Source organism: Heyndrickxia sp. MSNUG, from assembly GCF_049532715.1.
In the GTDB taxonomy this organism is placed as follows: Bacteria; Bacillota; Bacilli; order Bacillales; family Cytobacillaceae; genus Mesobacillus.
Genome location: NZ_CP150978.1, coordinates 4,777,394 through 4,802,049 on the forward strand (window position 1 = coordinate 4,777,394; position 24,656 = coordinate 4,802,049).

The following is a 24,656-nucleotide window of genomic DNA, read 5'->3' on the forward strand; positions in this document are numbered from 1 at the left end:
GACCGTTTAGAGCCGGTCTCTCATTTTTTTATTTTTAAGGCTCTGTTAAACAAGGCTGTTGATTTACGTTCCAGGCGCTTCGCTTTCCGCGGGGCTGGCGCTGAGCCCGCAAGAGTCTACGCGCCTTCCACTACAATCAACAGGATTTAAAAATCAATATTCAGCTTTAACAGTGTCTTTTTTACAAGAATAACACCGTATTAATACTATTCCCATTCATACGCCTTCATACTATCACGGATATTCCACCGCTCCATGATTTCTATGTCTCATTACCTCTCCTTACAATTGCTTATTAAAAATAGTTGAGTCTATCACTAAAAATGACGAAAGAAGCCGTCGAAATTTTCTCTATCAATAATTCAAGTAATGACAGGATTAAACAAAATTACCCCGTTGTGATAATAGATTTAAGATTCTATAATCGATTTGTCAGATAATTCTATCAAAATAGGGGGATAAAAATGAATAAGAAATTTATTGCTAGTGCATTATCGGTGGCATTAAGTGCTGCTGCATTTCTGGGAAGCTTTGGTGTAGGACATGCTCAAGAAGTTGAAAAGGATTACATAGTTGTTTTTAAATCTGATAATCTCCCATCAAACTATCAAGATGTTATTAAGAAGTCAGGCGGTAAAGTTACACAGACCTTGCCTAAATTAGGCGCTGTTGAAGTAAACTCTGAAAATCCGAATTTCCTTGCAGAGATTAAAAATAGCTCAGCCGTTTTGGATGCTGGTATGGAAAATACCGTTTATCCAGAAGCACCAGTAGATGTTCAATTACTAGATCAAAGCTTTAATATAGAGCAAGCTGATCTTTATAATCAATATCAATGGGATATAAAGCAAGTAACGAATAATGGCGCCTCTTGGGATATGAAAGGCGGAACTGGTAAATCAACTAATGGAAAGGATATTGTTGTAGCTGTAGTCGATACTGGTATTGATTACAATCATCCAGATATTAAAGCTAACTATGCATACGGGAAGTCATTCGTTCCCGGATATCCAGATGCAATGGATCAAAATGGCCATGGTACACATGTTGCTGGATCTATTGCCGGAAAAGGAAGGGTACTAGGTATTGGACCAGATCTAAAAGTAGCCGCTTATCGTGTATTCGGTCCAACAGGCGGCGCATCTACTGCTGATATAGCCAATGCTTTAATGACAGCTGCAGACGACAACGTCGATGTAGTTAACATGTCTCTTGGCGGTTATGACTGGTTCCAGGATCCTGAGTACGCAACAAAAGATATAGTTGCAGACGTTCGGTTATTTAACCGTGCTATTCAATACGCGATTAAGAAGGGTGTAACAGTAGTTGGATCTGCAGGAAATAATGCAGTTGATATTTCAAGCCCTGGCAAGCTTTCCGGCAATGACAAAGGTGCTACACACAGAAGTCCTAGCAGCCAAACGATGATTCGTGTGTCAGCTGGAGGAGAAGCTAAGAACCTTACATTCTACTCAAACTATGGCGTAGGTAAAATAGACGTAATTGCACCAGGTGGTGATTATGGAACTAAATGGCTAGAAACAGGGAATATAGCTGATAGAGACCGTAATAAACTTTGTCTGTCTACTGTCCCAGGCGGATATGCATTTTACGCTGGTACTTCTATGGCTGCCCCTAAAACGGCCGGCCTTGCTGGGGTTATCATTGCCAAATATGGTAAGGACGTCCTGTCTCCTGCTCAGGTAAAACATATCATCCAAAGTTCAGCTGATGATTTGTTCAAGCCAGGCTATGACGGGGAATCTGGATTTGGCTTAATCAATGCGGTAAGCGCGTTGAAATAATAGAATGATGAAAGAATACCTGATAAATATAAACAACTAACCTCAAATGCGAATTTTTAAAAAGGGTACCTAAAACCAGGTACCCTTTTCCATTTTTGCTGTTTCAAATAAATAAGCTACTCCTAAGGTACGATGAAAAAATCCTGCTTACCATCGGAAATTCAAGTTCCTCCCCAAAGAGTTCCCTTAAAAAAAATCCGCGGTTTTATATAATTTTATTTCCCTTTTGTCCAAGTGCTTTTTTCTCCCTTTCATAAGCTATTAACGTATAGCTATATTGAAAGGAAAGGAGAAGATTTAATTGCGGTCTGTTATCCATTTAAACTTAAGAGTTGACCCCACTCAATATATTTCCCAGATACGCGAAGTCCCTGGATATGATTATATCCATATGGTACGTCAGCCAAAGTACATGACTGACCTCTCTCTGCTGAATAATAAAGTTCATTATCTTAATGAAATTTTTTCCCCAATGGACTTCGTTAAGAAAAACAAGGTATCTCTATTACATGCCCACCACGGGCAATTAGGCATACTGCTGCTCCCTTTTAAGGAAAAGACAAATCTCCCATTAGTAACAAGCATTAGAGGCAGGGATGCAACATTAGCTGATCAGCCGGTAGGTTATTTAGAACATATGAAAATGCTTTTTGAAAAAGGAGATCAATTTTATCCAGTTTGTCATTATTTAGCTGAAAGGCTCAAGGACTGGGGGTGCCCTCCAAAAAAAATCAAAGTGCTTTACGGAGGTGTTGATTTAAATAAATATCAGTACCGAGCTCCTGATTTACAAGGAACTGGGCAAAACATTCTATCCGTTGGCAGATTAGTAGAAAAAAAGGGCCACCATATTTTGATGCAAGCCTTTAAAAAAATCAAAGATAAATTTCCTGATTCGACTTTGACCATTATCGGAAAAGGCGTTCTCCAAGAGGAACTTCTCTCTTTAGCCAATCAACTAAATTTAGGTGACTCCTTTCGGTTATTAAATCATCTCCCTAAAGAAAAAGTACAAGAGCATATGCAAAATGCAGATTTGTTCTGTGCTGCTAGTTTAGAAGCAGCCAATGGAGATCTGGAAGGAATTCCGAATACCCTGAAAGAGGCAATGGCGCTAGGTGTTCCGGTAGTATCAACCTATCATGCAGGGATTCCTGAATTGATTACTCACGATCTTGAAGGTTTCTTGGTAGAGGAAAACAATGTGGATGAACTAGCAGAAGCACTAGAATTCATGCTAAACCATCGGAATATTTGGGAGTCTTATACAAAGGCCGCGCGCCGTAAAGTGGAACGCTTCTTTGATGCGGAGAAACAGCTTCAATTACAGGCGAAATATTACAATGAATTGTTAGGAGGGAATCGATGATGAAGGACTTTGAATCCATTAAAGTAACGAAAGGGTTGAAGACTTTATTAATAGATAACCCTACTGACTATCCGCTTATTGGTATGGGATCCCAGGGCGCAGTATTTAAACTTTCTGAACAAAAATGTGTGAAAATCTATACAGACTTACCCCAGGCAAAGATGGAAGCTGAGGCTCTTAAGGCCGGACAACATTTATCCTTTTTTCCTAGATTATATGAAACAGGCTCCAACTTTGTTGTAATGGAGTACTTTAATGCCCCAACATTGAAAGAATATCTCAGGAACTGCACATATATCCCCGAATCCATTACAAACAAACTTCTTTTCATTTTAAAGGCAATGGAGCAAGCAAATTTCACGATGATTGATGCACCATTGCGGCATATTTTCGTCCTGGATAATGAAGAACTAAAAGTAGTCGATCACGTAAACGCATTTAAAAGGCAACATCCGGTCCCCCTGAAATTATTAAGAGATTTAAATATTATTTTATTAAAAGACTCATTTTTATCCCGAGTAAAAAAAACAGATCCGGATACCTATAAAATATGGGAAAGGTATTTCAGCGAAAACACATTGGACTACAGGAATATTCCTGTCACCTCTGGCGGGAATGGAGAAGGAGTCAAGGTGGAAAGCTCTGTAGCTCAGCCGCTCATTGGGAAAGGCCATCAAGGCGCCGTATACCGAATTAGTGAAGAAAAATGTGTGAAGATTTATGGAAAACCAGAACACTGCCAACAAGAGAAAGAAGTTTTGTTATCAAACCAACATTTATCTTTCATCCCAAAGGTATATGAAACAGGTGCCAATTATATTGTAATGGAATATTTATTGGGACCTAATTTAAACGAATACCTAAAAAAACAATCCAATCTCACCGTCGATATTACCACGCGCCTTCTAAACATTTTAAACACAATGAAAAAATCAGGTTTCAAACAGATAGATGCCCCGTTAAGGCATATTTTTGTAACCAATCAAGGTTTCAAATTTGTTGATCATGTCTATTCATACTCCCGGCTACAAGATCGACCGCTTGAGTTATTCCAAGACCTTCATGAAAGAGATTTTTTAACCCCTTTCCTTGAACAGGTAAAGGCAATCGACCCTAAAACTTATGCTAACTGGATAAGCAAACCTATCCTGATTCCAAAAGAAGAGCCTGAAGCCATGACAGTAATAGCGGAAGAAAAACAAAAAACCAGGAAAGTAAAAACGATTGAACACAGGAGCAAAAATCAATCGTTTAAGGAAAAAGATGTCCAATGGAAGCGCATAAATGAAAAGCACATTGAAAGAGACCTTCAAAGGAAGACAAAAAGTGGCTGGTTTAGAGATAATTATCGAAATCAGGCAAGGAATGGCAGAAGATGAGTATTGTCATAACAGGTGCAGCGGGCTTTATTGGCTTTCATCTGTCTAAACGATTGTTATCGCAAAATTATCACGTTATTGGGATCGATAATCTTAATGAATATTATGATGTGCAATTAAAGGAAGATCGGTTAAGGCAATTAGAAGAACACGCCAATTTCAAGTTCTTTAAAATAGATTTGGCAAACAAAGAAGAATTACATTCCATTTTTCACACTCACACAATTGAGGTCGTGATCAACTTAGCCGCTCAAGCTGGAGTTCGTTATAGCCTTAACAATCCACATTCCTATGTTCATTCAAATTTGTTGGGATTTTTAAATATTTTAGAGGCATGCAGATATTATCCAGTAAACCACCTGATTTATGCCTCATCAAGCTCCGTCTATGGTGCAAACTCTAAAATCCCCTTCTCAGCCAATGACTCTGCTGATCACCCTGTAAGCATTTATGCTGCTTCTAAAAAAGCAAACGAATTAATGGCACATACCTATAGCCACTTATATGGAATTCCAACAACAGGACTTCGTTTCTTTACAGTGTATGGTTCTTGGGGAAGGCCAGATATGGCCTATTATTCATTTACTAAGGATATCTTTGAAGGCAACCCAATAAAAGTTTTTAATGATGGAGAGATGAGCAGGGACTTTACTTTTATTGATGATATCGTTGAAGGGATTGTCAGGCTGCTCCATCGTCCGCCAAAGCCAAATAAGGATTGGAATCGTGAAAATCCTAATCCCAGTTCTAGTTATGCTCCATATAAAATCTATAATATCGGCAACAATAACCCTGTGAAGCTGCTTGATTTTATTCGCATCCTCGAAGAAAAAATCGGTAAAAAGGCGAATAAGGTTTTTTTACCGATGCAGCCAGGCGATGTAAAGATGACCTATGCAGATATTACAGAATTGCAGAAGGATGCAGGCTTCTCTCCTTCCACACCATTAGAAACTGGTTTAGAGTTTTTTGTAGAATGGTACAAAAAATATCATCTGAACCAATAAATGCATCGAAAAAAGAGGCTTCTCAACAGGTCGTTCATACGATCCTCTTTGAGAAGCCTTTTCGTGTATTTTATATATTGGCTCTGTTAAACAAGGCTGTTGATTTTCGTTCCATGCGCTTCGCTTTCCGCGGGGCTGGCGCTGAGCCTCCTCGTCGCTTCGCTCCTGCGGGGTCTCATCTGACCAGCTGCGCCCGCAGGAGTCTTCGCGCCTTCCACTACAATCAACAGGGTTTAATATCAACATTCAACTTCAACAGAGCCTATATATTATTAATATACTTCAACAAAGGTACGTTTAAGAAACTCTCTCGTACGGTCTTGCTTAGGATTATTGAAGATTTGCTCAGGGCTTCCTTCCTCGGCAATAACTCCCTTATCCATGAACACGACACGGTCTGATACTTCCTTTGCAAATTCCATCTCATGGGTAACGATCAGCATCGTAAGACCTGATTCAGCAAGTTCCTTCATTACCTTTAGAACTTCTCCTACCATTTCCGGATCAAGAGCAGAAGTTGGTTCGTCAAACAACATGACATCTGGCTCCATCGAAAGTGCTCTGGCAATCGCCACACGTTGCTTTTGTCCTCCGGATAGCTGCTTTGGTTTTGCGTTAATATATCGATCCATCCCAACGACCTTAAGATATTTCATTGCTACCTTTTCAGCTTCATCCTTTGAACGTCCCAACACTTTGATCTGGCCCACTGTACAATTATTCAGGACATTATGGTTATTAAATAAGTTAAACTGCTGGAATACCATTCCTAAATGTCTGCGGTAGGTTGGGATATCATGCTTATCATCGAGGATATTCTCTCCATTATAGATGATCTGTCCTCCGCTTGGTTTTTCCAAAAGGTTGATACAGCGAAGAAGAGTTGATTTTCCTGATCCTGAAGAGCCGATTATACTTACGACTTCCCCTTTATTGACCGAAAAGTTGATGTCTTTTAAAACTTCATGTGTTCCAAAGGATTTGTTTAGATGTTGAATATCAATGACCTTTTCCATACTCTCTCCTCCTTCTTCTATAACTTATTTGCCGTCGGTGATTCCTCTCCGAGCATCATCGTGTAATTGTCCGGTCCTTCCAATTTGCGTTCCAAATAAAGCAGGATTCTTGTGACGATAAATGTCATGACAAAATAAAGTACACATGCTACAAAAAATGACTCAAAGTATCTAAAGTTGTTACCGGCAACTGATTTTGTTAAGAAATACAATTCTGATACGGATATAACGTTAAGGACGGATGTATCTTTGATATTAATGACAAACTGATTGCCCGTCGCAGGCAAAATATTTCGAACGACCTGCGGCAATACGACGTTCATCATGGTTTGGAAATGATTCATGCCAATTGCCTGTGCAGCCTCGAATTGGCCTTTATCAACAGAAACAATTCCGCCTCGAACGATTTCTGCCATGTATGCTCCAGTATTGATTGATACGACAATGAGTGCTGCTGCCATTACGTCGATATCCACTCCAAATGCTAAGGCCGAACCATAATAAATGACCATAGCCTGAACAATCATTGGGGTACCGCGAAAGAATTCGATATAAACAGATAAAATGAAATTAATGACTCTTAGTACTATTTTTTTTATTCCGCGTTCTGGTACAGGAATGGTGCGAACCACTCCTGCTATAAGACCAATGATTGCACCTAAGATGGTTCCAATCAGAGAAATATATAGTGTGACACCTGCTCCGCGAAGGAACATAGGCCAGTTTTCCGAAATGATCTTTACGATCCACTCTAAGCTCATTTTTCTCCCCCTTTATACCATCATAAAACCGACTGTACGTATACAGCCGGTTTTACGTCATCCTTATTCTGCTGCAGGCTGGTTCTTAATCGCTTCATCCATGATTTTCGTTTGTTCTTCCTCAGAGATGCCTTTTAAGATTTCATTGATTTTTCCTGTTAACTTGCTGCCTTTTTCAAGACCTACGGCGATTGCAGTATCGTCCTCTGATGTTTTGAACCCATCCTTGAATTCAACCATTGCTAAGTTTTCGTTTGCGCCAGAAGCACTTACCGCTTCAGGGCGTTCTGAAACGTATCCATCAATGATTCCTGATTCAAGCGCAACCCTCATTGCCGGGAAGTTATCCATTGCCGTCGCTTTGGATACTCCTTCAATTTGATCGATTACTGAATAGTGGAATGTATTTAATTGAGCAGTGATTTTCGCACCTTTAAAATCCTGGATTGAAGTAGCCCCTTCGTACTTTCCGCCCTTTTTAACTACCATTACTAGATTTGATTTATAATAGTTATCCGAAAAATCGATTGTTTCTTTTCGTTCTGCAGTTGGTGACATACCTGCGATGATCGCATCAATTTTGCCTGAAGTTAAAGCTGGAACAAGGCCATCCCACTCCGTTTTAACAATCACTAATTCTTTGCCTAAACCATCTGCAATCTTTTTAGCGATTTCCACGTCATAACCGCCGGCATATTCTGATGTTCCAGCAATTTTGACACCGCCATTTGAATCGTCCTTCTGCGTCCAGTTAAATGGTGCATAACCAGCTTCAAGACCTACTTTGAATGTATTTTCATCAGATGAGCCAGACGCTTCATCCTTGCTTCCACACCCTGCCAATAGAATCATTGCTGAAAGCAGCAATACTAGAAATAATGATACTTGTTTTCTCATGTCCGTTTCTCCTCCTTGTTGTTTTTAGAGCTTTTTTTACAAACAAAAAGCGACCTGAGATAAACTCAGGTCGCACTATTTATAGATGCCCTAAATTCCTCTCTTTTCCCTAAATGAGATAGCACAACTCAATAAACTGGGTGTTTATTGAGACAGTCCTGCAGCTCTTAACTGCAGACCCAGCAAGTAATACTGAGAATATTACAAACTTCGGCGACATTTCCTTCTCCCTGGCATCATAGCTTCTCATGCTCCGCTAAGGACTGTTAAATATCGCGCCTCTACCTCACTAGTAAAAGTGAGGTGTAAATATTAAATTATATTAACTAGGCTACAATAAGCTGTTAATTCTGTCAATCTAGTTCTTTTTGAAAAACCAGAAGGATGCGATTCTACATGGCGAGTAAAATCAATGTGTTTTCCCCTGTTTAACCTACTGGAATCAAGCACTTCCGTATTACATTGGCCTCTCTATTACAGGATGCGTTTCCCATTATTTTCTACTATATAAATCCCGGCTCTTGAACCCTGCTCCAAGAATCATTTTCATTTCCTCTCGCCTTTTCGCTTTCGTTGCTTCTTGTTTTGCGCTGTATACAAAACGGGCCCAATCCTTGCGGTATCCTGGTGTGAGGGACTGGTAGAACGCAAGTAATGCTGGATTATCCAACAAATCTTTTTCTATTTCCGGAATCAGCTCAATGTAATCATCAACGCACTGACTCGCTTTACCAGAAGGCTGACTTTTTCTAGCTTCCTCTTTGAGGCCAACCACTGTAAAAGTATCATCCAATCCAACCATACGGGCGAATTTGATCGTGCTTGTCCCAATATAACCATTCTCATCAACGCCTATGCCAGGAAAAATCTCATCACGATGAATAAAGGTTGGGTATACTTTATTCCCTTTTTTAGGATAAGCTAAATAGATATACCCCTTTTTATTTAAACAATTATTCTTGATCACCGTATTTACGATCCTTTTAAAAGCTTCCAGATCAAGCACAAAAGCAAAAATCAGATCATACGATTGATTCTTGTTCAGCGCTGTATCATAACCTTCAAGTTCCGCTAAATAGTCCGAACCCTCTGGGACATTCAAGACTGCCGTTTTTTTATATTTTTGCAAGTTAAGTTTTTCTACAATTGTTTTCGCCATATTTTCCACCTTCTGCTTTAATCCTGAATACAGTAATTCCAGAATGTTAATCTAACCGTTACAAATCCAGCACTAACCTGCCATTCCCGCGCGATACACAACTAAGCATGGACTGTTTTGAACATTGCTGATCTTCCGTTAAAAAGGAATCGAAGTGAACAATCTGTCCTTCGACCACCTTGATTTCACAAGTCCCGCACCCGCCTGCACGGCAGGAGTATGGAACCTTGATCCCATTTTGAAGGAGCACTTCCAATAGTGAAGCATTTTCAGGAACCTCAAGCTGTTTTTTGCTTCTTTTTAGTATTGCCTGGAAAGCATTCTGTTCCTTCTTTGCCGGCGGAGCAAATCGTTCGACATGAATGTTGAACGACGGATAGCCATATGATTTTGCTGCGTTTGTGAAATCTTGAATCATGTTCTCGGGACCACAAAAATACACATGCGTCCCTATCCGATGATTCAAAAGCTGTGTTGGCAATAAACGTTTATTGCCCTCGCCATTTGAAAAATAAAAGTGGCATTGATCTGGATAGGTCTTGCTTAAGAATCCATAAAAAGCACACTGGTCCTTTGACTTCGCTGCATAATGCAGTTCGAAAGAAGAATTTTTTTCAGCCAGCTCTGCCATCATCGATAAAAAGGGAGTGATCCCAATCCCCGCTGCATAGAACACATTATGTTTTGCTTGAAAACTTAATGGAAAGTAATTCTTTGGGTAGCTTATGGGTAATACATCACCTATTTTAACATTTTGATGCCAGTAACGAGAGCCGCCAGTTGAGTCTTTAGCCAAGCGGACCGCTATTTCAAACATACTTGCCTCAGCATTTAGGTTAAAAATAGAATAATGCCTTTCCAATGTACCTGAAGAATGTGGCAAAAAGGTTGTTATATGCGAACCACCGCTAAAGGAAGGAAGCTGAGAGTAATCAAATGCTTGTAAGGTGAACCTTTTAATCGCGGAAGTCTCTTCTACAATATTTCTTACACGTACTTGTAATATTGGATTTCGACGCAAAACCATGCTCCTCCAGTTTGACCAAATGATTATTTTATAGAAGTATAGCCAAGATAGGCCTCAAGACGGCGGGAATAATGACTGGAAACCTCAAGGTCAACTGCACAATGAATACAGATGATATGCAGTTCATCTTCTACATCATTCACACCATGACATTTACAGCAAATTACCCTCGTACTTACAGGTCCCTGTACGTTCAATTGCATTTCATGATCAGAAAAGCCTGCTTCCAAGGCTAGATTTTTCAACCGGTTTATAAATTCCAACTCACCAGATACATATAAATACGTTCCCATTTTCTGCTGATTGAGCCAAAGCCTGAGGAAGGAATCGGATTCATGATCTATTACCATGAAATCAAAAGGGACTTTATTTTCGATTGCTTGTTGAACGGGAATATATAAAGGCTCTGCACTTTTTGAATCGGCACAGAATAAATATTTTCTTTTCCCCTTAGTAAATGAAAACTCCTTTTGTAACCCATTCATCTCTTTTTCATTTCCTCTTCCAAATAGTCAAGTACCTGATTCCGATACAATGAAATTCCTTTATAGTCAGCAATAAAGTCTGGGAGTTCATGGAGGATCGAATAAAATTGTTCTAGCCACGGAGTATGCCGAATGAACCTTTCTAAAGGCAGCATGTGTGAATGGATGGTAAATAAAATACCGTTGCTTTTTGGCAGACGGAAAAGCTTTTGAACCTCAACCCTTAAATGAACAAGTTCTCCGGCATTTTCCTTCGTCACCTGCTTCCTGGCCTGACCCCATTCTGAAAATGTTTCAAGTGAAGTATCTAGTCGGTTACCTGCCATGAGTGACCAGTTCTTCCTCCCCCAGGGAGTACCTGCCTCGATTCGCATTAAAAATTGCAGAATTCGATCATCCAGGTCATCAGTCCGAAAGCCGGGAATTGGTGCATGAATTTCTTTAAAAGACATACCCAGGTCAAAATACAAAGACCAATTTGCCGGAAAGCAAAGCTGACCAGCATCTAAAAACAGGTTGCCATCCCGCTGCATCATCAAGATCAAATCCTCTTGAACATGCCTGCCAATAAAATCTAAAGGCTCCATTCCAAGAGTTGAATTGTCTCCAAATGTAAAGGCGATCTTTTCTTTTGTCTGGACGTTGGAAAATAACCACTTATTATCTCTTTTTTGCAATGTGAATTTATCAGGATAAAAAGTAACTAGATGATCCAAAATCAAATCAACCACTTCCCATTGTGCATTCAAAGTGTGCGGTAACGAATGGCAGCATCGTTCAGGGTGCTGGGAAAGCAGCTCTCTTTTTAGGTTGATTTCTTTTAAATAGTCGTCTGTTAGCTCAATTGAATTCGGCGGATTTAATTGAGTGGCATTATTCGAGTATCGGTAGACATCACTATCCCCAAAAGGGTAAGGAAAAGAAGATACATCTTCATTTGTCGTCATAAATTCACCTGTTTTCAGAATTTTCTTTTACTTATACTATACAAAAAAATAGCTAAGATATCACTGAATAATCAATTACTGTTCTGAACACGGATTAGTGAATTCCAATACTCCTGACGATGCTAGTCCTAAATCCTGACAATCAGCAAAAAACGCACCAACTCATATGGTACGTTTAGGCTGTAGACAAACTCGGAAAATAAAGTTGGTCTACAGCTTTTATTTATTTAGTTGATCTATAAAACTAGTCTGTTGATTTCCGTTCCAGGCGCTTCGCTTTCCGCGGGGCTGGCGCTGAGCCCGCAGGAGTCTACGCGCCTTCCACTCCAATCAACAGGGTTTCAATAACTGATTGGTGAACTATATCTTTGTCTGAAAACTGAACGCACCAACTCATATGGACGTTTTTAGTTATGATTTTTTAGCGTTATCTCCTCAAGAGAACACATTCTATCAAATATATAAAAATGCCCTATTTCACCTTTGTTAGTAAAGATGTAATCAATCTACTTAAATGTTCTTTATCTATAAAAGGAGCAAGGCTCGTCAATAACTCCGAATCCAGATTCTCCTGCTCCGCCTCCACTATTAGCTTCCCTATGTTTTCTTTGCTTAAAAACGGAGCGAGTCCTGCCATTCTTTTAGCATCGATTTTTCCCGCCACAGCTTGATTAACTAGCAGATTCAAAGTTCCACTGCTTAAAAACGGCGCGAGCCCTTCGACAATACTCCAACTCATCCTTCCTTTTTCAGCTTGTAAAACTAGTTTCTCCAATTGATCTTTTTCAAGAAATGGAGCAAGATCAACGATACGCTCAGCATTAATATCTCCATTAATTGCTTGATCAACTAAACGACTCATTGAGTCTTCGCTTAAAAACGGAGCAAGAGCCTGTACCATTTCCCAGCTAATATTACTATCCTTTAAATGTATGATGAATTGATCCAGGAGTTCACTGCTCAAAAAAGGGGCAATACTCATAAGATCTTCCACTTTAAGAGAACCCTCATTCAAATTATTTTCTGCTAGTTCAAATAGTAAATTCTCACTGAGAAATGGAGCAATTTCAGTGATGACAGTCCAATCAATTGCTTCCTCCATTGATTCACGGACAACAGCATCCAGCGCATCAGAGCCAAGGAATGGTGCAAGACTTGTAATGACAGCTGAATCGATCCTTTTTACATCCAAGTTTTCTGATACTTTATTAAGCGTACTGGATTTTATGATGGGGGCAACTTCTGTCAGTTCCTCAAGTTCTATTTCTCCCTCATTGATCAATATAGCTACTTGCTCTGGTCTATTTTCTGAAATCTCCTCTACGATTTTGCCAATGTGTGAGTAAGATTGTGTTTCACCGGCATTGATTAAACCATCAATCGTTATACCGAAAATTTTCGCGACCAGCGGCAGCGTACCTATATCGGGAAGTGATTCCCCCCGTTCCCACTTAGATACTGCTTGATGGCTCACATTTAATATTTCTGCCAGTTCCATTTGGGTCATATCCTGATCTTTTCTTCGTTTTGAAATGAAAGCACCAATCTTACGTGTATCCAGCATGTGAACTCCTCCATTAACTATTTATTCCAGTGCGCCCTGTTAAGAATATCTTATCATCCTGACATTTACCTGCCTATCAAGTGTTGGTTGAATGATAGCTATTCTACTGACAGTTGAAAAATAGCGATTTTTTCAAGATTCATGATCAAAGCAGGCTCTGCGGTTTTTTCCATTTTTAGTCCCGGATTCAAGAAAAATGACCATCCCTCAGGACTGGTCATTTTCTATTTGCTATTTATCCTTTTTGGCGACTACTTCCGTGATATACTCCGTTACTGCCTTTATTTCTTCTTCGGATAAAATGTCTCCGAACGCTGGCATGACAGTGCCGCCGTTTTTCACCCGTTCCATGACTTTATCGGGGTCATGGGCTACCTTGCTAAGCTGTAAATCAGGGCCATTATGGCCGCCTGTACCGCCCTCTCCATGACAGGCTAGACAGTTTCCTTTATAAACCTCTTTACCCTCGACGGCGCTTCCCTCAGTACCGTCTCCAGCTTGATCCTTATCTTTTTTATCACTTTCTTTTTCAGGTTTTTTTGGTTTCGTACCTGATTCAATTTTCCCATCGAGCGAGAAGGTCCATAGTGAATCTCCATGCTTCGACCCTGCTAAAGAGTTTCCGGCAGCAAGAACCGAAATATACTCCTTCCCGTCCACTTCATACGCCACTGGTGCCGCATTGACTCCGGCATCCGTCTTGAATTCCCAAACCTGCTCACCGGATTTTGCATCATAAGCGATCAGCCTTCCGTCATTATGCCCTACGAAAACCAGACCTCCTTTTGTTGTAAGAACTCCGCTGTAGGCTGTTGCATCCCATTTCTTCTGCCATGCGATCTTATTTGTTTTCACATCAATCGCTGTCACAGTGCCTCTTAAAGGTGCGTCCTGTATCGGCTGAATGATGCTTCCCAGATAGATGCTGCCTTCTTCAAATTCCTCTTCACTTCTTGTAAAAGTGGAGTACTGGTCCGTACCCAATACGTAAAAATACTCTGTTTCAGGATTATAGGCGGATGGCGGCCAGTTGGCTCCTCCGAAGGTTGATGGTTTCACAAGAATCGGTTCTTCCCAATAAGGGGTGAAAATCTTGCCAAATAGCTCACCCTTATAACCTTTTATGTCCTTTTTCACATCATTTTCAGTTACTTCCTGGGGCACGAATGAGTCACCTTTAGGAACTGGCTGAGTTGGCGATGTTTTTTGGCGTTCCTCCTGCGGTACTGGTTTTTCATCAATCCCTACCAAAGGTTTACCGTTTGTGCGATCTAGAATATAAACCCAACCTGTTTTACCTGCTTGGGCAAGAGCTTTTTTCTTCTTTCCATCTTTTTCTACATCGAATAACACAACAGGATTCGGTGAGTCTAAATCCCAAATATCATGATGGACCTCCTGGAAATGCCATTTATATTTTCCTGTTTCCGCATCAATTGCCACAATAGAAGATGAGAAAAGATTATCTCCCTCTCTCTTGCTTCCATCCAAATCTGGAGCGGCATTTCCCGTTGAAAAGTATAGAAGTCCTAATTCAGGATCGACTGCTGGAGTTTGCCAAACTGGCGCTCCTCCATGTTTCCACGATTCATTGTCGCTTGGCCAAGTTTCGTGGCCGGTTTCTCCAGGACCCGGAATCGTGTAGAATCGCCATAGTTCCTTTCCATTTTTAGCATCAAAGGCTGTGACTCTGCCTCTTATTCCGTATTCACCGCCAGCTAGTCCAGTGTATACTTTTCCATTGTAGTAAAGGGGGGCACTTGTAATGGTATAGCCCTTTTTCCAATCCTCTACCTTTGTTGTCCAAACCTCTTTGCCTGTTTTTTGATCCAAGGCCACAAGCCTTGCATCTAACAGCCCTACATATACCATTCCATCGCCGATTGACACACCCCTGCTTGTCCAACCACAACAAACGGTGTCCAAGTCTTCAATATCTGGCTTATACGTCCACAACTTCTCTCCATTCTTCACGTCAATAGCTGAAACCTCATCAGCACCGGTGATGATATACATGACACCGTTGTAAACCACGGGAGATGCTTCCCCTGAATACTTAAACTCAAAACCTGATCCAAGTGAAGTGACCCATTCTCCCTTTAACCCCTTCACATTAGAAGCATTGATTTCATCCAGAGTGGAATACCGCTGATTATAGGTATTTCCGCCATTTGTCACCCAATTGCCCTTTGGTGCTGCTGTCAATTCCTTTGCTTCAAACTCCGGGATTGAATGATCCTGTTCAGCCACCTCAGATGTTTGAGGCGATTCATTTTTTTCAATCTTGTTATCCGCTTTCTCTTTGTCATTCAATGCGAGGAAATAAATAAAAAATAGAATAACGACGATAAAAACCCCAGTTAACCATATAACATTAAATTTATTGCTTTGATGATCCTTCAACTCTACCCCTTCTTTCATTTTTTGAAATTTCCTAGGAAATCCTTACCTGATGATAAATACCTATTAAATCCAATACCCTTTGTGATTTCGTATAAACAGTCATTTAGGTGCTTGATATAAAAAAAGCCAAGTTCATTATGTGTTCATTATTTTGCGTATTATTGTTTATAAATATTTGGAAAATATTTATTAGGAAGAAGTAATTTGTAAAAGTAGAATTTCATATCTATTAATCTTGTAAAGACTGATCAGTGTAAAAGGTTAGAAACGTCTTTTTATCCTTTAAAAATGTATGACCAATTTTCAACAGCAGAATTCTATTTCTCTATTGTTTGTTCTCTTCAACAAGTGTAGTTTATAAATAGGTCCATTTTCACTTGGGCTATATTGTAATCCTAAAATTTTTAGCAAAAAGGCGGGAAATGAAGTGAACATTTGGAAAAAATATAAGAACTCTTCGTTCATTTTAAAAATGTCGGCTGGTTTCGTCCTTGGAATCTTGGTCGGTGTGATCTTTGGACCAGAGGCAGTACTATTAAAACCTCTTGGTACATTATTGATAAAGTTGCTGAATCTCATTGCTACTCCGGTTGTCTTTTTAACGGTGGTACTTGCGGTGAATCAAATGAATCCAGCACAGTTGGGCAGAACGGGCGGGAAATTGATTCTTTATTATGGAATCACTACAGCCGCTGCTGTTTTAATCGGCCTGGGCCTCTCCCTATTGATTAATCCGGGAAATTCCCTATCCTTGCCTAATGCAGAAGTGAATAAACCTGAAACTCCAATCGTTTCAGATGTGATTTTAAGCATTGTTCCTGATAATTTCCTTACCGCTTTCACTACAGGCAATCTTATGGCAATCATGTTTCTAGCCATCATCATCGGTTTTACAATTTCTGGAATGCGCTTTTCAACGGATGAAAAAATCCAGAAATACGGAAGTCAGCTACAGTCAATATTAGATGCGGCAAATGTACTGTTCTTCAGAATTCTTCAAGGAATTATGCTTTACGCACCTATTGGTATTTTTGCTATTGGAGCAACGGCTTTTGGCACACAAGGCTGGGATACTTTTACCTCATTAGTGAAGTTTACTGGGGTATTCTATCTTGGGATTATCATCCTGTGGGTATTCGTTTATAGCGGTTTCCTTAAAATGTTTAAAATACCTGTCAGGAAATTTTTCATCAACACGAAAGACGCTTACACGACAGCTTTTTTCACTTCAAGCAGTATTGCAACGCTCCCTGTTGCCATTGAAAGTGCTAAAAAAGCCGGCATTTCCGAGAAGATGGTCAATTTCAGCTTACCATTAGGAGCCGTATTTAATTCAGATGGCGGCGCGTTACGAATGGGAGCATCGATTGTTTTTGCCGCGAATGTTTCAGGAGCACAATTTTCTCCAATTGATTTCTTAACCATCATTCTAGTAGGAACACTGCTATCAATTGGGACAGCAGGCGTACCGGCTGCAGGACTTGTCACTCTCTCAGCTGTACTAACCATGTTCGATCTTCCACTTGAGATTGTTGCCCTGATTGCAGGTGTCGATGCGATTATTGGCATGGCAGGGACAGCTTCAAACGTAATTGGAGATGTAGTAGGAGCTGCAGTTGTCGATCAGTCAGAGAAGAAGTATGAAAGCGAAGCACAAGTGTTACGCTGAACAAAAAATGTTTCATGAACCAGTCTATAATTATGGTAATATAAAAAAAAAGAAAGAGGTTTGCATATGAATCAAACATTCACCAAGACACAATCGACTAAAACACGAACATTAGTCATCAATGCACTATTCATCGCATTGACACTTGCTGCCACAATGTTCATTAACTTGAGGCTCCCATTAATGGGCAACGGAGGCCTCATCCATTTGGGTAACGTTCCTCTTTTTATCGCAGCCCTGGTATACGGCAGGAAAACAGGAGCCATTGCTGGCGCCTTTGGAATGGGCTTGTTCGATGTCCTCTCAGGTTGGGCACTGTGGGCGCCATTTACTTTCGTCATCGTAGGTGCAATGGGCTTTACAGCCGGCCTTATATCCGAGAAAGTACCCGGCAATAGAGTGGTTGTAAACACACTGGCAGTAGCCGTTGCACTTCTTATTAAAATCGTTGGCTATTATTTTACCGAAGTAATCCTGTACGGTAACTGGATCCAGCCATTCGGATCCATCCCTGGCAACGTTATGCAGGTTGTCATCGCAGGTATCATTGTAATCCCGCTTGTAGGACGCTTTACAAGAATAGCTGGACGGTTTGATAAAAGAAAGCATCTTAATTAAGCATGTATTGTACCTTATAGAGTAGGCATTTTTGTAAAATGTCTATTTTATGGGGTATTTTTTTGTATGAGGAGGTGCAAATCTAACTGGTAAATCAAAAAAGACCCTTTAATCCGAAAAGGATCAAAGGGTTTAATGCATTAACTATACGCCATTTCTTTTCCATTAAGTCCGAGCGTCTCCGCCGTTGAAGCATGGATTTCCTGGAAAAGCTCTGGGTTGTCCACAAGTGACACGCCATAAGAAGGAATCATTTCCTGGATTTTCGCTTTCCACTCAAACATTTGTTCAGGGAAGCATTTTTCTAATACTTCCAGCATAACGTGAACGGCAGTCGATGCACCTGGAGAAGCGCCGAGCAATGCAGCTACAGAGCCATCAGCGGCACTCACAACTTCCGTACCAAATTGAAGTGTTCCCTTGCCAGTCTCAGTATCTTTGATAACTTGTACACGTTGTCCGGCTACTACAATTTCCCAATCCTCGTTTTTGGCATTAGGTATGAACTCGCGTAATTCTTCCATTCGCTTTTCATGGGATAACATAACTTGTTCGATCAGGTATTTAGTCAATGACATCTCTTTTACGCCTGCCGCAAGCATAGTGATGACATTATTCGGTTTAACTGACCCTAACAAATCCAAATTTGAGCCTGTTTTCAAGAACTTAGGTGTGAAGCCAGCAAACGGTCCAAACAGCAATGCTTTTTTGTTGTCGATAAATCTTGTATCAAGATGCGGAACCGACATTGGAGGAGCTCCAACCTTCGCTTTACCGTATACTTTTGCGTGATGCTGCGCTACAACCTCTGGATTCTTGCAAACCATAAATAGACCGCTCACTGGGAATCCGCCAATATGTTTTGACTCAGGAATACCGGTCTTTTGCAGTAAAGGCAAGCTCCCCCCTCCACCGCCGATAAAGACAAATTTTGCTGTATGGTATTCCGTTTTACCACTTTCGAGGTCTTGCACTTTCAGTTCCCAAGAGCCATCGTTCGTACGTTTAATATCCTTAACACTATGCTTATAGTTTATCTCGACATTTTTTCTCTTTAAATGCTCAAACAACATGCGTGTTAACGCGCCGAAGTTAACATCCGTTCCTGAATCGATTTTGGTAGCCGCGATTGGTTCATTCGATGTACGGCCTTCCATGATAAGTGGAATCCATTCCTTCAGTTTTTTAGGATCCTCGGAAAATTCCATCCCTTGAAACAACGGAATATTTGAAAGCGCTTTAAAACGATTTTTCAAAAACGTTACATTTTTTTCCCCTTCCACTAAACTCATGTGGGGCAAAGGCATGATAAAATCTTGCGGATTCCTAATCAGATTGCTTTTTACAAGATAAGACCAAAACTGTCTTGAAAGCTGAAATTGTTCATTCACATTTATTGCTTTGCTTATATCTATCGATCCATCTGGTTTTTCGTTTGTGTAGTTAAGCTCACACAGTGCAGCATGCCCAGTACCTGCATTGTTCCATTCATTAGAGCTTTCTTCGCCTGCGTTTCCGAGTTTCTCAAACACTTTAATATCCCATTCCGGTGCTAATTCTTTTAATAATGATCCCAAAGTCGCGCTCATGACTCCGGCACCAATCAAGATAACGTCTGTTTTTTTCTGTATGCTGCTCATTATAACCTTCCTTATCCCCTATATTTGAAAAAAGGAGTAGGCACTCCCGCTCAGGTGTTGTCGAAAGCAAGGTGTGCTACTTAGGCACAAAACATTTCCGTCACAATTAAAAACCATACAATATCTATTATAATGATTGATATATTAAAATATCTACTATTATCTGATAATTATAGACTATTTTAGAAAATAAAAAAAGTGACAAGGGTTGCCCCGGAAGCAGAAGGAGGCCTCTTTTCGCTTCCAATAATCCAATAAAATTACCGAAAACATTGGATTTGTCCCTATACTTTATCGATTACCATACCAATTTTAACCAGATGTGCCGTTTTTTAAACAGAGCGCAGGGATGTTCCTTTTGCTTCCAAAAAACCTTCATGGTTCACGGAAGCATAAGATATGTCCCCATGCTTTCAATCAGCAAGTATATTCCTGTAATCAATAAGATTATGTAGGTAAAGATGCGAAAAGCTTTTTGATTTATTCTCTTGAATAATCGTTGTCCCAAATGCATGCCTGCTAAAACCATGGGCAGTGCCCATAAACTTGAAACCCAGATGGTTTTGTTTGTTCCGGCAAAAATTACTTGGATGATTAAACTGACTAAGTAGACAAATAAATAAAAAACAAGCGTCGTTCCTCTTAATTTTTCTTTTTGAGTATGTGTTCCTGAAAAATATAACAGTAAAGGCGGGCCTGGCATGCCAATACTTGTTGTCAGCAAGCCGGAGAACCCGCCTACAAGCAAATCCCGGTTCTTATTTTGGCTGATTCGAAACGTGAGAACCAGCATTACAGTTAATACCAGGATAATAAGACTCACTGCTAACTTTAAACTATTAATATCAATTAACATAAAAATACCCATACCGATCGGCAGCCCTAAAGCACTTCCTGCTATAAATCTTTTAAGCATTCCAAAATCGATATCCTTTCTAATCTTCAAGATCAGGGCACTGGATATGACCAGAGACAATAGCAAGTTGATTTGAATCGCTTCAGCTGGTTCAAAAATTAAAAGAAGAAAAGGCGTAGCCAAAATGGAAAAGCCAAACCCTGTACTCGTTTGAAGTATGGAAGCAACTAAAATAATCATAATAAATCCAAATGTCTCCATAAAAACACCCGCTTTCTTTCTAACAGAGTTATCTCCTTCACTTAAAGAAGCAAAGGGACGTTTCCTTTGCTTCCATGAAGCCTAACAAATTAGCTGAAGCATTAGATACGTCCCCAGCACGAAATTACCTGTTTTTCATACCATTATTATCAGGGCTTTCTACAGATGTGAAGGAGATGAAATTGATGGTTCAAAACCCGATGGTGGATGAGGTGGATGAGGAAATAAATGAAATCGTAAACAGGCTGGAAACTATGCCCCTCATTATTCTCGGGTATCAAAATGATAAAGTTCACCGTATCCAGCTTCATGATATCTATTATTTCGAGGCAGTAGATGGAATGGTTTTTAGTTACTTTTTACTTTTCCTTAGACATAATTTACTTCCTTGGAGCAAAAAACTCCTCATTTCCTTATAATACGGTCCCTATTGAAGCAAAAGTGAGCTGAAAGAGAATATGAGGAGAATAATTCTTTTAAAGCGGTAGTATTTCACTTATTAATGATAATGTTAGATCTCCTTGTAACCTATCAATAAACAATAAAAAAGTGAAGAAGATACAAGTCTTCCTCACTCACTGGCTTCTTTTAACATCTTTGCAAACCTTTCCTTACGCTCCTTGTCACTGAGGAAACTTCCCTCTGTGATGACTGCAAGCAACTGTTTTTTCTTTGTCTCATCTTTCACTTCAGCCAGAATGGCCTTCCTGCAGGAAAATAGGAACTCCATATAGGCTTCATACCGTTCATCAAAGGTTTCTTCCAGCTGGCTGCGGATTTTTTTGGCAAGGATGGGGCTCGCCCCGGATGTCGAGACAGCGATAGACAGTTTTCCTCTTTTCACCATGGAAGGCACTTGAAAGTCGGATAATGCCGGATCGTCCGCAATATTGACAAGCTGGCTGGGTGTTGCGCTGACTTTTACTGCGAAATTCACTTCCCTGCTGTCTGTAGCAGCGAAAATCAGGAACGCTTCCTTAAGATCCTCTGGGGAAAAAGTTTTTTTAAGCCAGGACAAACGCCCAGCCTCAGCCAGCTTCAGCAAGCCGTACGTCAGCGTTGGGCTTACCACTGTCACATCTGCACCTTCTTCAAGCAGACCTGCTGCTTTGCGCTCGGCGACCTTGCCACCGCCTACTACGACCGCTTTTCGGCCCCTCAACTCCAGGTTGATCGCATACACTCTGATTCATCCTTTCAAATGCTCACGGCTTCTTCCGCCTTTTTTACCAGTAAAGCTTGCAGCCTGTCATCAAAGCCGACTGGTTCACAAACAACTACTTCATATCGGGAGGAATGCCTTGAGAATTCATTCGTTCTTTCCTTCATTTTAACAGCAAAGCCACCCGTGAACAGCAGATAAGGAAGCAAGTAAATAGTTCGGAGGGAACTGTCCATCAGCTCAGAAACTTTTTCCGCATAAAATGGAGAAGTTGTTATATAGGCAGTATGGATGGCTGAAGCCGTTTTGTCCTGCAGCTTCACCTGCAGTTTTTCAAACTCCGCAGCTGCCAGCGGATCTCGGCTGCCATGGCCAACAAGCAGGATACCTTCCTCAAGGCTGCCAGTAAATCCTTTCTCCCGCAAGCGATCCTCAATAATTTCCACCATGATGCTGTTGATGCCAATCGGTTCTCCATATCGAATGTCTACGTCCAGATGCTTTTCTTTTACCGTTTTAAGAATTTCAGGAATATCAACATTCGCATGGATGCCGGGAAGCAATAATACGGGGATAACAGTTATTTCGTTGGCCCCTCTCCAAATGCAGCTTTCCACAGCCTCCATCACGGAAGGCTTTGCATTTTCGAGGAATCCATAAGCTGTCACATGCATGGGAGTCTTTGCCATGACCTCTTCTATAAAAGAAATAAACTGTTTGTTCCCTTCATCAGACCTGCTGCCATGGCCGATATATACAGCTGCTTTCATGTTATCCATCCTTCCTGCCGAACGGTGATTATGCCAGCAATTCCTGTTCTTTTTTCGCCAGGTGCTCAATCACTGCTTCATTCGCAGGTGCTTTGACGACAGTATCCACATGGATACCCAATGAATCAGCTATCCATGCTGTCCTTTCACCCATGCAGACAACTTCAGCTGTTTTCAGCAGTTGCTGCGGAACCCGTTCTTTGAGCAATCCTTCCGAAACGAGTTTCTTCGCTGCCCTGCTGCTCGGAAGGATCACTGTATTGATTGACGCTTCTTCCATCATCCGGTTAAAAATTGCGGTGTACTGTTCGTCGACAACCATTTTCGAGGTGAGGAACTTTTCAGCATCTTCGTAAAAAACTTCGCATTCGCTATCACCGACAATCAAAAGCTTGCCGCTTCGTGGCATGCGCTCTTTTAGTTCAGCGAACAGGCCTTTTCCGTTCAGGGCACGGATGGATTTTACCGAAATTCCGAATAGGTCAGCCTTGACCTTTCGGATGTCGACGCCCTCGTTGAATAGCGTGCCAAAAAAGTCGTCGACACTTTCAGGTGAAGTGAACAGAATCCGCTCAAATTCCGAAATCGAATGAATCACCTGCATATCAGCAGACACCCTAATTTTCTTCCATTTCGGAAATTCAATTACATCCGCCCCTTGTTCCGTCAGCTCCTTCGCAAGCCTGCTTAAAGCAGTACCCGTCCGGGCAAGCAAAATTTGTTTGCCGAAGAGCGGTTTCTTCTCGAACCAGTTCAATTTGCCGCGAAGGGAAACGATGTCGCCGACAAGGGTGATCGCAGGGTTTGTGAAATTTTCCGCTCTCGCTTTTTCCGCGATATCAGCCAGGGTGCCTTCAAGGGTCTTCTGCCTAGAAAATGTTCCCCATTGGATAAGAATGACCGGTGTTTCTGCTGGTTTGCCGTGCATGATCAAATTGCTGCAGATGAATGGCAGGTTGGATATCCCCATATAAAAGGCGATGGTATCAACACCTGCAGCAAGCCCCTGCCAATCAAGCTTGGGCTGGCCATCCGCCGATTTGTCATGAGCTGTGACGACCGCAAAAGACTCCCCGAACTCCCGGTGGGTAACCGGTATGCCGGCATACAGAGGAGCAGCAATTCCTGAAGTGATGCCAGGCACAATTTCATAGGAAAGGCCTTGTTCAGCAAGCGCTTCGGCTTCTTCGCCGACCCGTCCGAATACTCCCGGGTCGCCGCCTTTTAGCCGGACAACGGTTTTCCCTTCAAGCACCCGGGCAACCAGGAGGTCATTGATCATTTCCTGGCGAAGGACATGGCGATCAGGAAGCTTGCCACAATAGATCAGCTCACATTCATCAGGAGCAAATTCAAGCAGCTTAGGATTGGCAAGGCGGTCGTATAAAATCACTTCCGCTTTCTTGATGGCCTCCATTCCTTTCACAGTGATCAACTGAACATCCCCAGGTCCTGCTCCGACTAAAAATGCTTTTCCTTTTTTCATTGTGCTGACATCCTTTCAAACGGAGAGGGAGCTTCCTCCCCGTTAAATGATTAAATAAACGTCCCCATCACAGACTTCAATTTGATAAGTTTTAACTTCGCCTTTGTCCGGAGCTTGTACTTTCCCGTCTTCAAGAGAGATTTTCAGGTCGTAAACAGGACAGTAGATGTACGGACCGCTGACAAGCGCTGCGGTGAGCGTCCCGCCTTTTCGGTGCGGACTGTGATTCTCGACGGCCTTCACTTCACCGTTCGTCAAACGGAACAAAACGATTTCCTCCCCATTGACAGCGACTGTCTGCCCTGCCCGTTCAGGCAAGGAATGATAATCCGCAACCTTGATTTTCACCATGGTTTTCTCCATCTTCTTTCGCCT

At 41.1% G+C, this 24,656-nt stretch carries 22 protein-coding genes and 1 riboswitch; of the genes, 7 read left to right on the plus strand and 15 right to left on the minus strand.

Translation table 11 applies throughout. The features are described 5' to 3' along the window. Nucleotides 1-464 precede the first annotated feature (464 nt). The 4 genes from AABM38_RS23775 (at nucleotide 465) to AABM38_RS23790 (ending at nucleotide 5,560) form a co-directional block, all read left to right on the plus strand. Nucleotides 465-1,805 (plus strand): S8 family peptidase, encoded by a 1,341-nt coding sequence (locus tag AABM38_RS23775; RefSeq protein ID WP_423408597.1) that lies wholly within the window; start codon nucleotides 465-467, stop codon nucleotides 1,803-1,805. A gap of 472 nt (nucleotides 1,806-2,277) precedes the next feature. After that, complete coding sequence (locus tag AABM38_RS23780; RefSeq protein WP_423410831.1) at nucleotides 2,278-3,174, plus strand: glycosyltransferase; 897 nt, start codon at nucleotides 2,278-2,280, stop codon at nucleotides 3,172-3,174. Next, the gene (locus tag AABM38_RS23785; RefSeq protein WP_423408598.1) at nucleotides 3,171-4,553 is read left to right on the plus strand and encodes a hypothetical protein; all 1,383 of its coding nucleotides are present in this window, start codon (nucleotides 3,171-3,173) and stop codon (nucleotides 4,551-4,553) included. The genes AABM38_RS23780 and AABM38_RS23785 overlap by 4 nt, the downstream gene beginning before the upstream one ends. After that, on the plus strand, nucleotides 4,550-5,560 hold the full coding sequence (locus AABM38_RS23790) for an NAD-dependent epimerase (protein ID WP_423408599.1): 1,011 nt from the start codon (nucleotides 4,550-4,552) through the stop codon (nucleotides 5,558-5,560). The genes AABM38_RS23785 and AABM38_RS23790 overlap by 4 nt, the downstream gene beginning before the upstream one ends. A gap of 272 nt (nucleotides 5,561-5,832) precedes the next feature. Here AABM38_RS23790 and AABM38_RS23795 read toward each other — a convergent pair whose 3' ends face one another. The 9 genes from AABM38_RS23795 to AABM38_RS23835 all read right to left on the minus strand — a co-directional run bounded on the left by AABM38_RS23795 (nucleotide 5,833) and on the right by AABM38_RS23835 (nucleotide 15,819). Continuing rightward, nucleotides 5,833-6,576 (minus strand): amino acid ABC transporter ATP-binding protein, encoded by a 744-nt coding sequence (locus tag AABM38_RS23795; protein WP_423408600.1) that lies wholly within the window; start codon nucleotides 6,574-6,576, stop codon nucleotides 5,833-5,835. A 17-nt stretch (nucleotides 6,577-6,593) separates the two neighbouring features. Beyond that, complete coding sequence (locus AABM38_RS23800) at nucleotides 6,594-7,337, minus strand: amino acid ABC transporter permease (RefSeq protein WP_423408601.1); 744 nt, start codon at nucleotides 7,335-7,337, stop codon at nucleotides 6,594-6,596. Nucleotides 7,338-7,400: 63 nt separating this feature from the next. Continuing rightward, the gene (locus AABM38_RS23805; RefSeq protein WP_335379024.1) at nucleotides 7,401-8,234 is read right to left on the minus strand and encodes a transporter substrate-binding domain-containing protein; all 834 of its coding nucleotides are present in this window, start codon (nucleotides 8,232-8,234) and stop codon (nucleotides 7,401-7,403) included. 111 nt (nucleotides 8,235-8,345) lie between these two features. Beyond that, a riboswitch (Lysine riboswitch) is annotated at nucleotides 8,346-8,526 on the minus strand. A 201-nt stretch (nucleotides 8,527-8,727) separates the two neighbouring features. Then, a complete protein-coding gene (locus tag AABM38_RS23810) occupies nucleotides 8,728-9,393 on the minus strand; it encodes a YdeI/OmpD-associated family protein (RefSeq protein ID WP_423408602.1) in 666 nt (221 codons plus the stop codon). A 58-nt stretch (nucleotides 9,394-9,451) separates the two neighbouring features. Then, nucleotides 9,452-10,420 carry a PDR/VanB family oxidoreductase gene (locus AABM38_RS23815; RefSeq protein WP_423408603.1) on the minus strand — a complete coding sequence of 323 codons (969 nt, stop codon included), beginning with the start codon at nucleotides 10,418-10,420 and terminating at the stop codon, nucleotides 9,452-9,454. A gap of 23 nt (nucleotides 10,421-10,443) precedes the next feature. Beyond that, nucleotides 10,444-10,905 carry a dimethylamine monooxygenase subunit DmmA family protein gene (locus tag AABM38_RS23820; protein WP_423408604.1) on the minus strand — a complete coding sequence of 154 codons (462 nt, stop codon included), beginning with the start codon at nucleotides 10,903-10,905 and terminating at the stop codon, nucleotides 10,444-10,446. Then, nucleotides 10,902-11,852, minus strand: coding sequence for a heme-dependent oxidative N-demethylase family protein (locus tag AABM38_RS23825; protein WP_423408605.1), 951 nt, complete (start codon nucleotides 11,850-11,852; stop codon nucleotides 10,902-10,904). Before AABM38_RS23825 ends, AABM38_RS23820 begins: the two co-directional genes overlap by 4 nt. 472 nt (nucleotides 11,853-12,324) lie before the next feature. Then, on the minus strand, nucleotides 12,325-13,416 hold the full coding sequence (locus AABM38_RS23830; RefSeq protein ID WP_423408606.1) for a helix-turn-helix domain-containing protein: 1,092 nt from the start codon (nucleotides 13,414-13,416) through the stop codon (nucleotides 12,325-12,327). 231 nt (nucleotides 13,417-13,647) lie between these two features. Beyond that, complete coding sequence (locus AABM38_RS23835; RefSeq protein ID WP_423408607.1) at nucleotides 13,648-15,819, minus strand: PQQ-dependent dehydrogenase, methanol/ethanol family; 2,172 nt, start codon at nucleotides 15,817-15,819, stop codon at nucleotides 13,648-13,650. A gap of 427 nt (nucleotides 15,820-16,246) precedes the next feature. Here AABM38_RS23835 and AABM38_RS23840 point away from each other — a divergent pair, with 427 nt between their 5' ends. Then, nucleotides 16,247-17,488 carry a dicarboxylate/amino acid:cation symporter gene (locus tag AABM38_RS23840; protein ID WP_423408608.1) on the plus strand — a complete coding sequence of 414 codons (1,242 nt, stop codon included), beginning with the start codon at nucleotides 16,247-16,249 and terminating at the stop codon, nucleotides 17,486-17,488. 66 nt (nucleotides 17,489-17,554) lie between these two features. Beyond that, nucleotides 17,555-18,106, plus strand: a complete 552-nt coding sequence (locus AABM38_RS23845) for an ECF transporter S component (RefSeq protein WP_423408609.1) — start codon at nucleotides 17,555-17,557, stop codon at nucleotides 18,104-18,106. Between the two features lie 140 nt (nucleotides 18,107-18,246). Here AABM38_RS23845 and AABM38_RS23850 read toward each other — a convergent pair whose 3' ends face one another. Both AABM38_RS23850 and AABM38_RS23855 read right to left on the minus strand, forming a co-directional pair. Continuing rightward, a complete protein-coding gene (locus AABM38_RS23850) occupies nucleotides 18,247-19,746 on the minus strand; it encodes a malate:quinone oxidoreductase (protein WP_423408610.1) in 1,500 nt (499 codons plus the stop codon). A gap of 382 nt (nucleotides 19,747-20,128) precedes the next feature. Then, complete coding sequence (locus tag AABM38_RS23855; protein WP_423408611.1) at nucleotides 20,129-20,863, minus strand: sulfite exporter TauE/SafE family protein; 735 nt, start codon at nucleotides 20,861-20,863, stop codon at nucleotides 20,129-20,131. 185 nt (nucleotides 20,864-21,048) lie between these two features. Here AABM38_RS23855 and AABM38_RS23860 point away from each other — a divergent pair, with 185 nt between their 5' ends. Beyond that, nucleotides 21,049-21,282, plus strand: coding sequence for a hypothetical protein (locus AABM38_RS23860; protein ID WP_423408612.1), 234 nt, complete (start codon nucleotides 21,049-21,051; stop codon nucleotides 21,280-21,282). A gap of 152 nt (nucleotides 21,283-21,434) precedes the next feature. Here AABM38_RS23860 and AABM38_RS23865 read toward each other — a convergent pair whose 3' ends face one another. Genes AABM38_RS23865 through AABM38_RS23880 form a run of 4 tightly spaced genes read right to left on the minus strand, consistent with a single transcriptional unit; the run spans nucleotide 21,435 to nucleotide 24,644 of the window. Then, complete coding sequence (locus AABM38_RS23865) at nucleotides 21,435-22,046, minus strand: precorrin-2 dehydrogenase/sirohydrochlorin ferrochelatase family protein (RefSeq protein WP_423408613.1); 612 nt, start codon at nucleotides 22,044-22,046, stop codon at nucleotides 21,435-21,437. A gap of 14 nt (nucleotides 22,047-22,060) precedes the next feature. After that, nucleotides 22,061-22,795 (minus strand): sirohydrochlorin chelatase, encoded by a 735-nt coding sequence (locus AABM38_RS23870; RefSeq protein ID WP_423408614.1) that lies wholly within the window; start codon nucleotides 22,793-22,795, stop codon nucleotides 22,061-22,063. Between the two features lie 28 nt (nucleotides 22,796-22,823). After that, nucleotides 22,824-24,281, minus strand: a complete 1,458-nt coding sequence (gene cobA, locus AABM38_RS23875) for a uroporphyrinogen-III C-methyltransferase (RefSeq protein ID WP_423408615.1) — start codon at nucleotides 24,279-24,281, stop codon at nucleotides 22,824-22,826. Nucleotides 24,282-24,323: 42 nt separating this feature from the next. Then, on the minus strand, nucleotides 24,324-24,644 hold the full coding sequence (locus tag AABM38_RS23880) for a nitrite reductase (NAD(P)H) small subunit (protein WP_423408616.1): 321 nt from the start codon (nucleotides 24,642-24,644) through the stop codon (nucleotides 24,324-24,326). Nucleotides 24,645-24,656 lie beyond the last annotated feature (12 nt).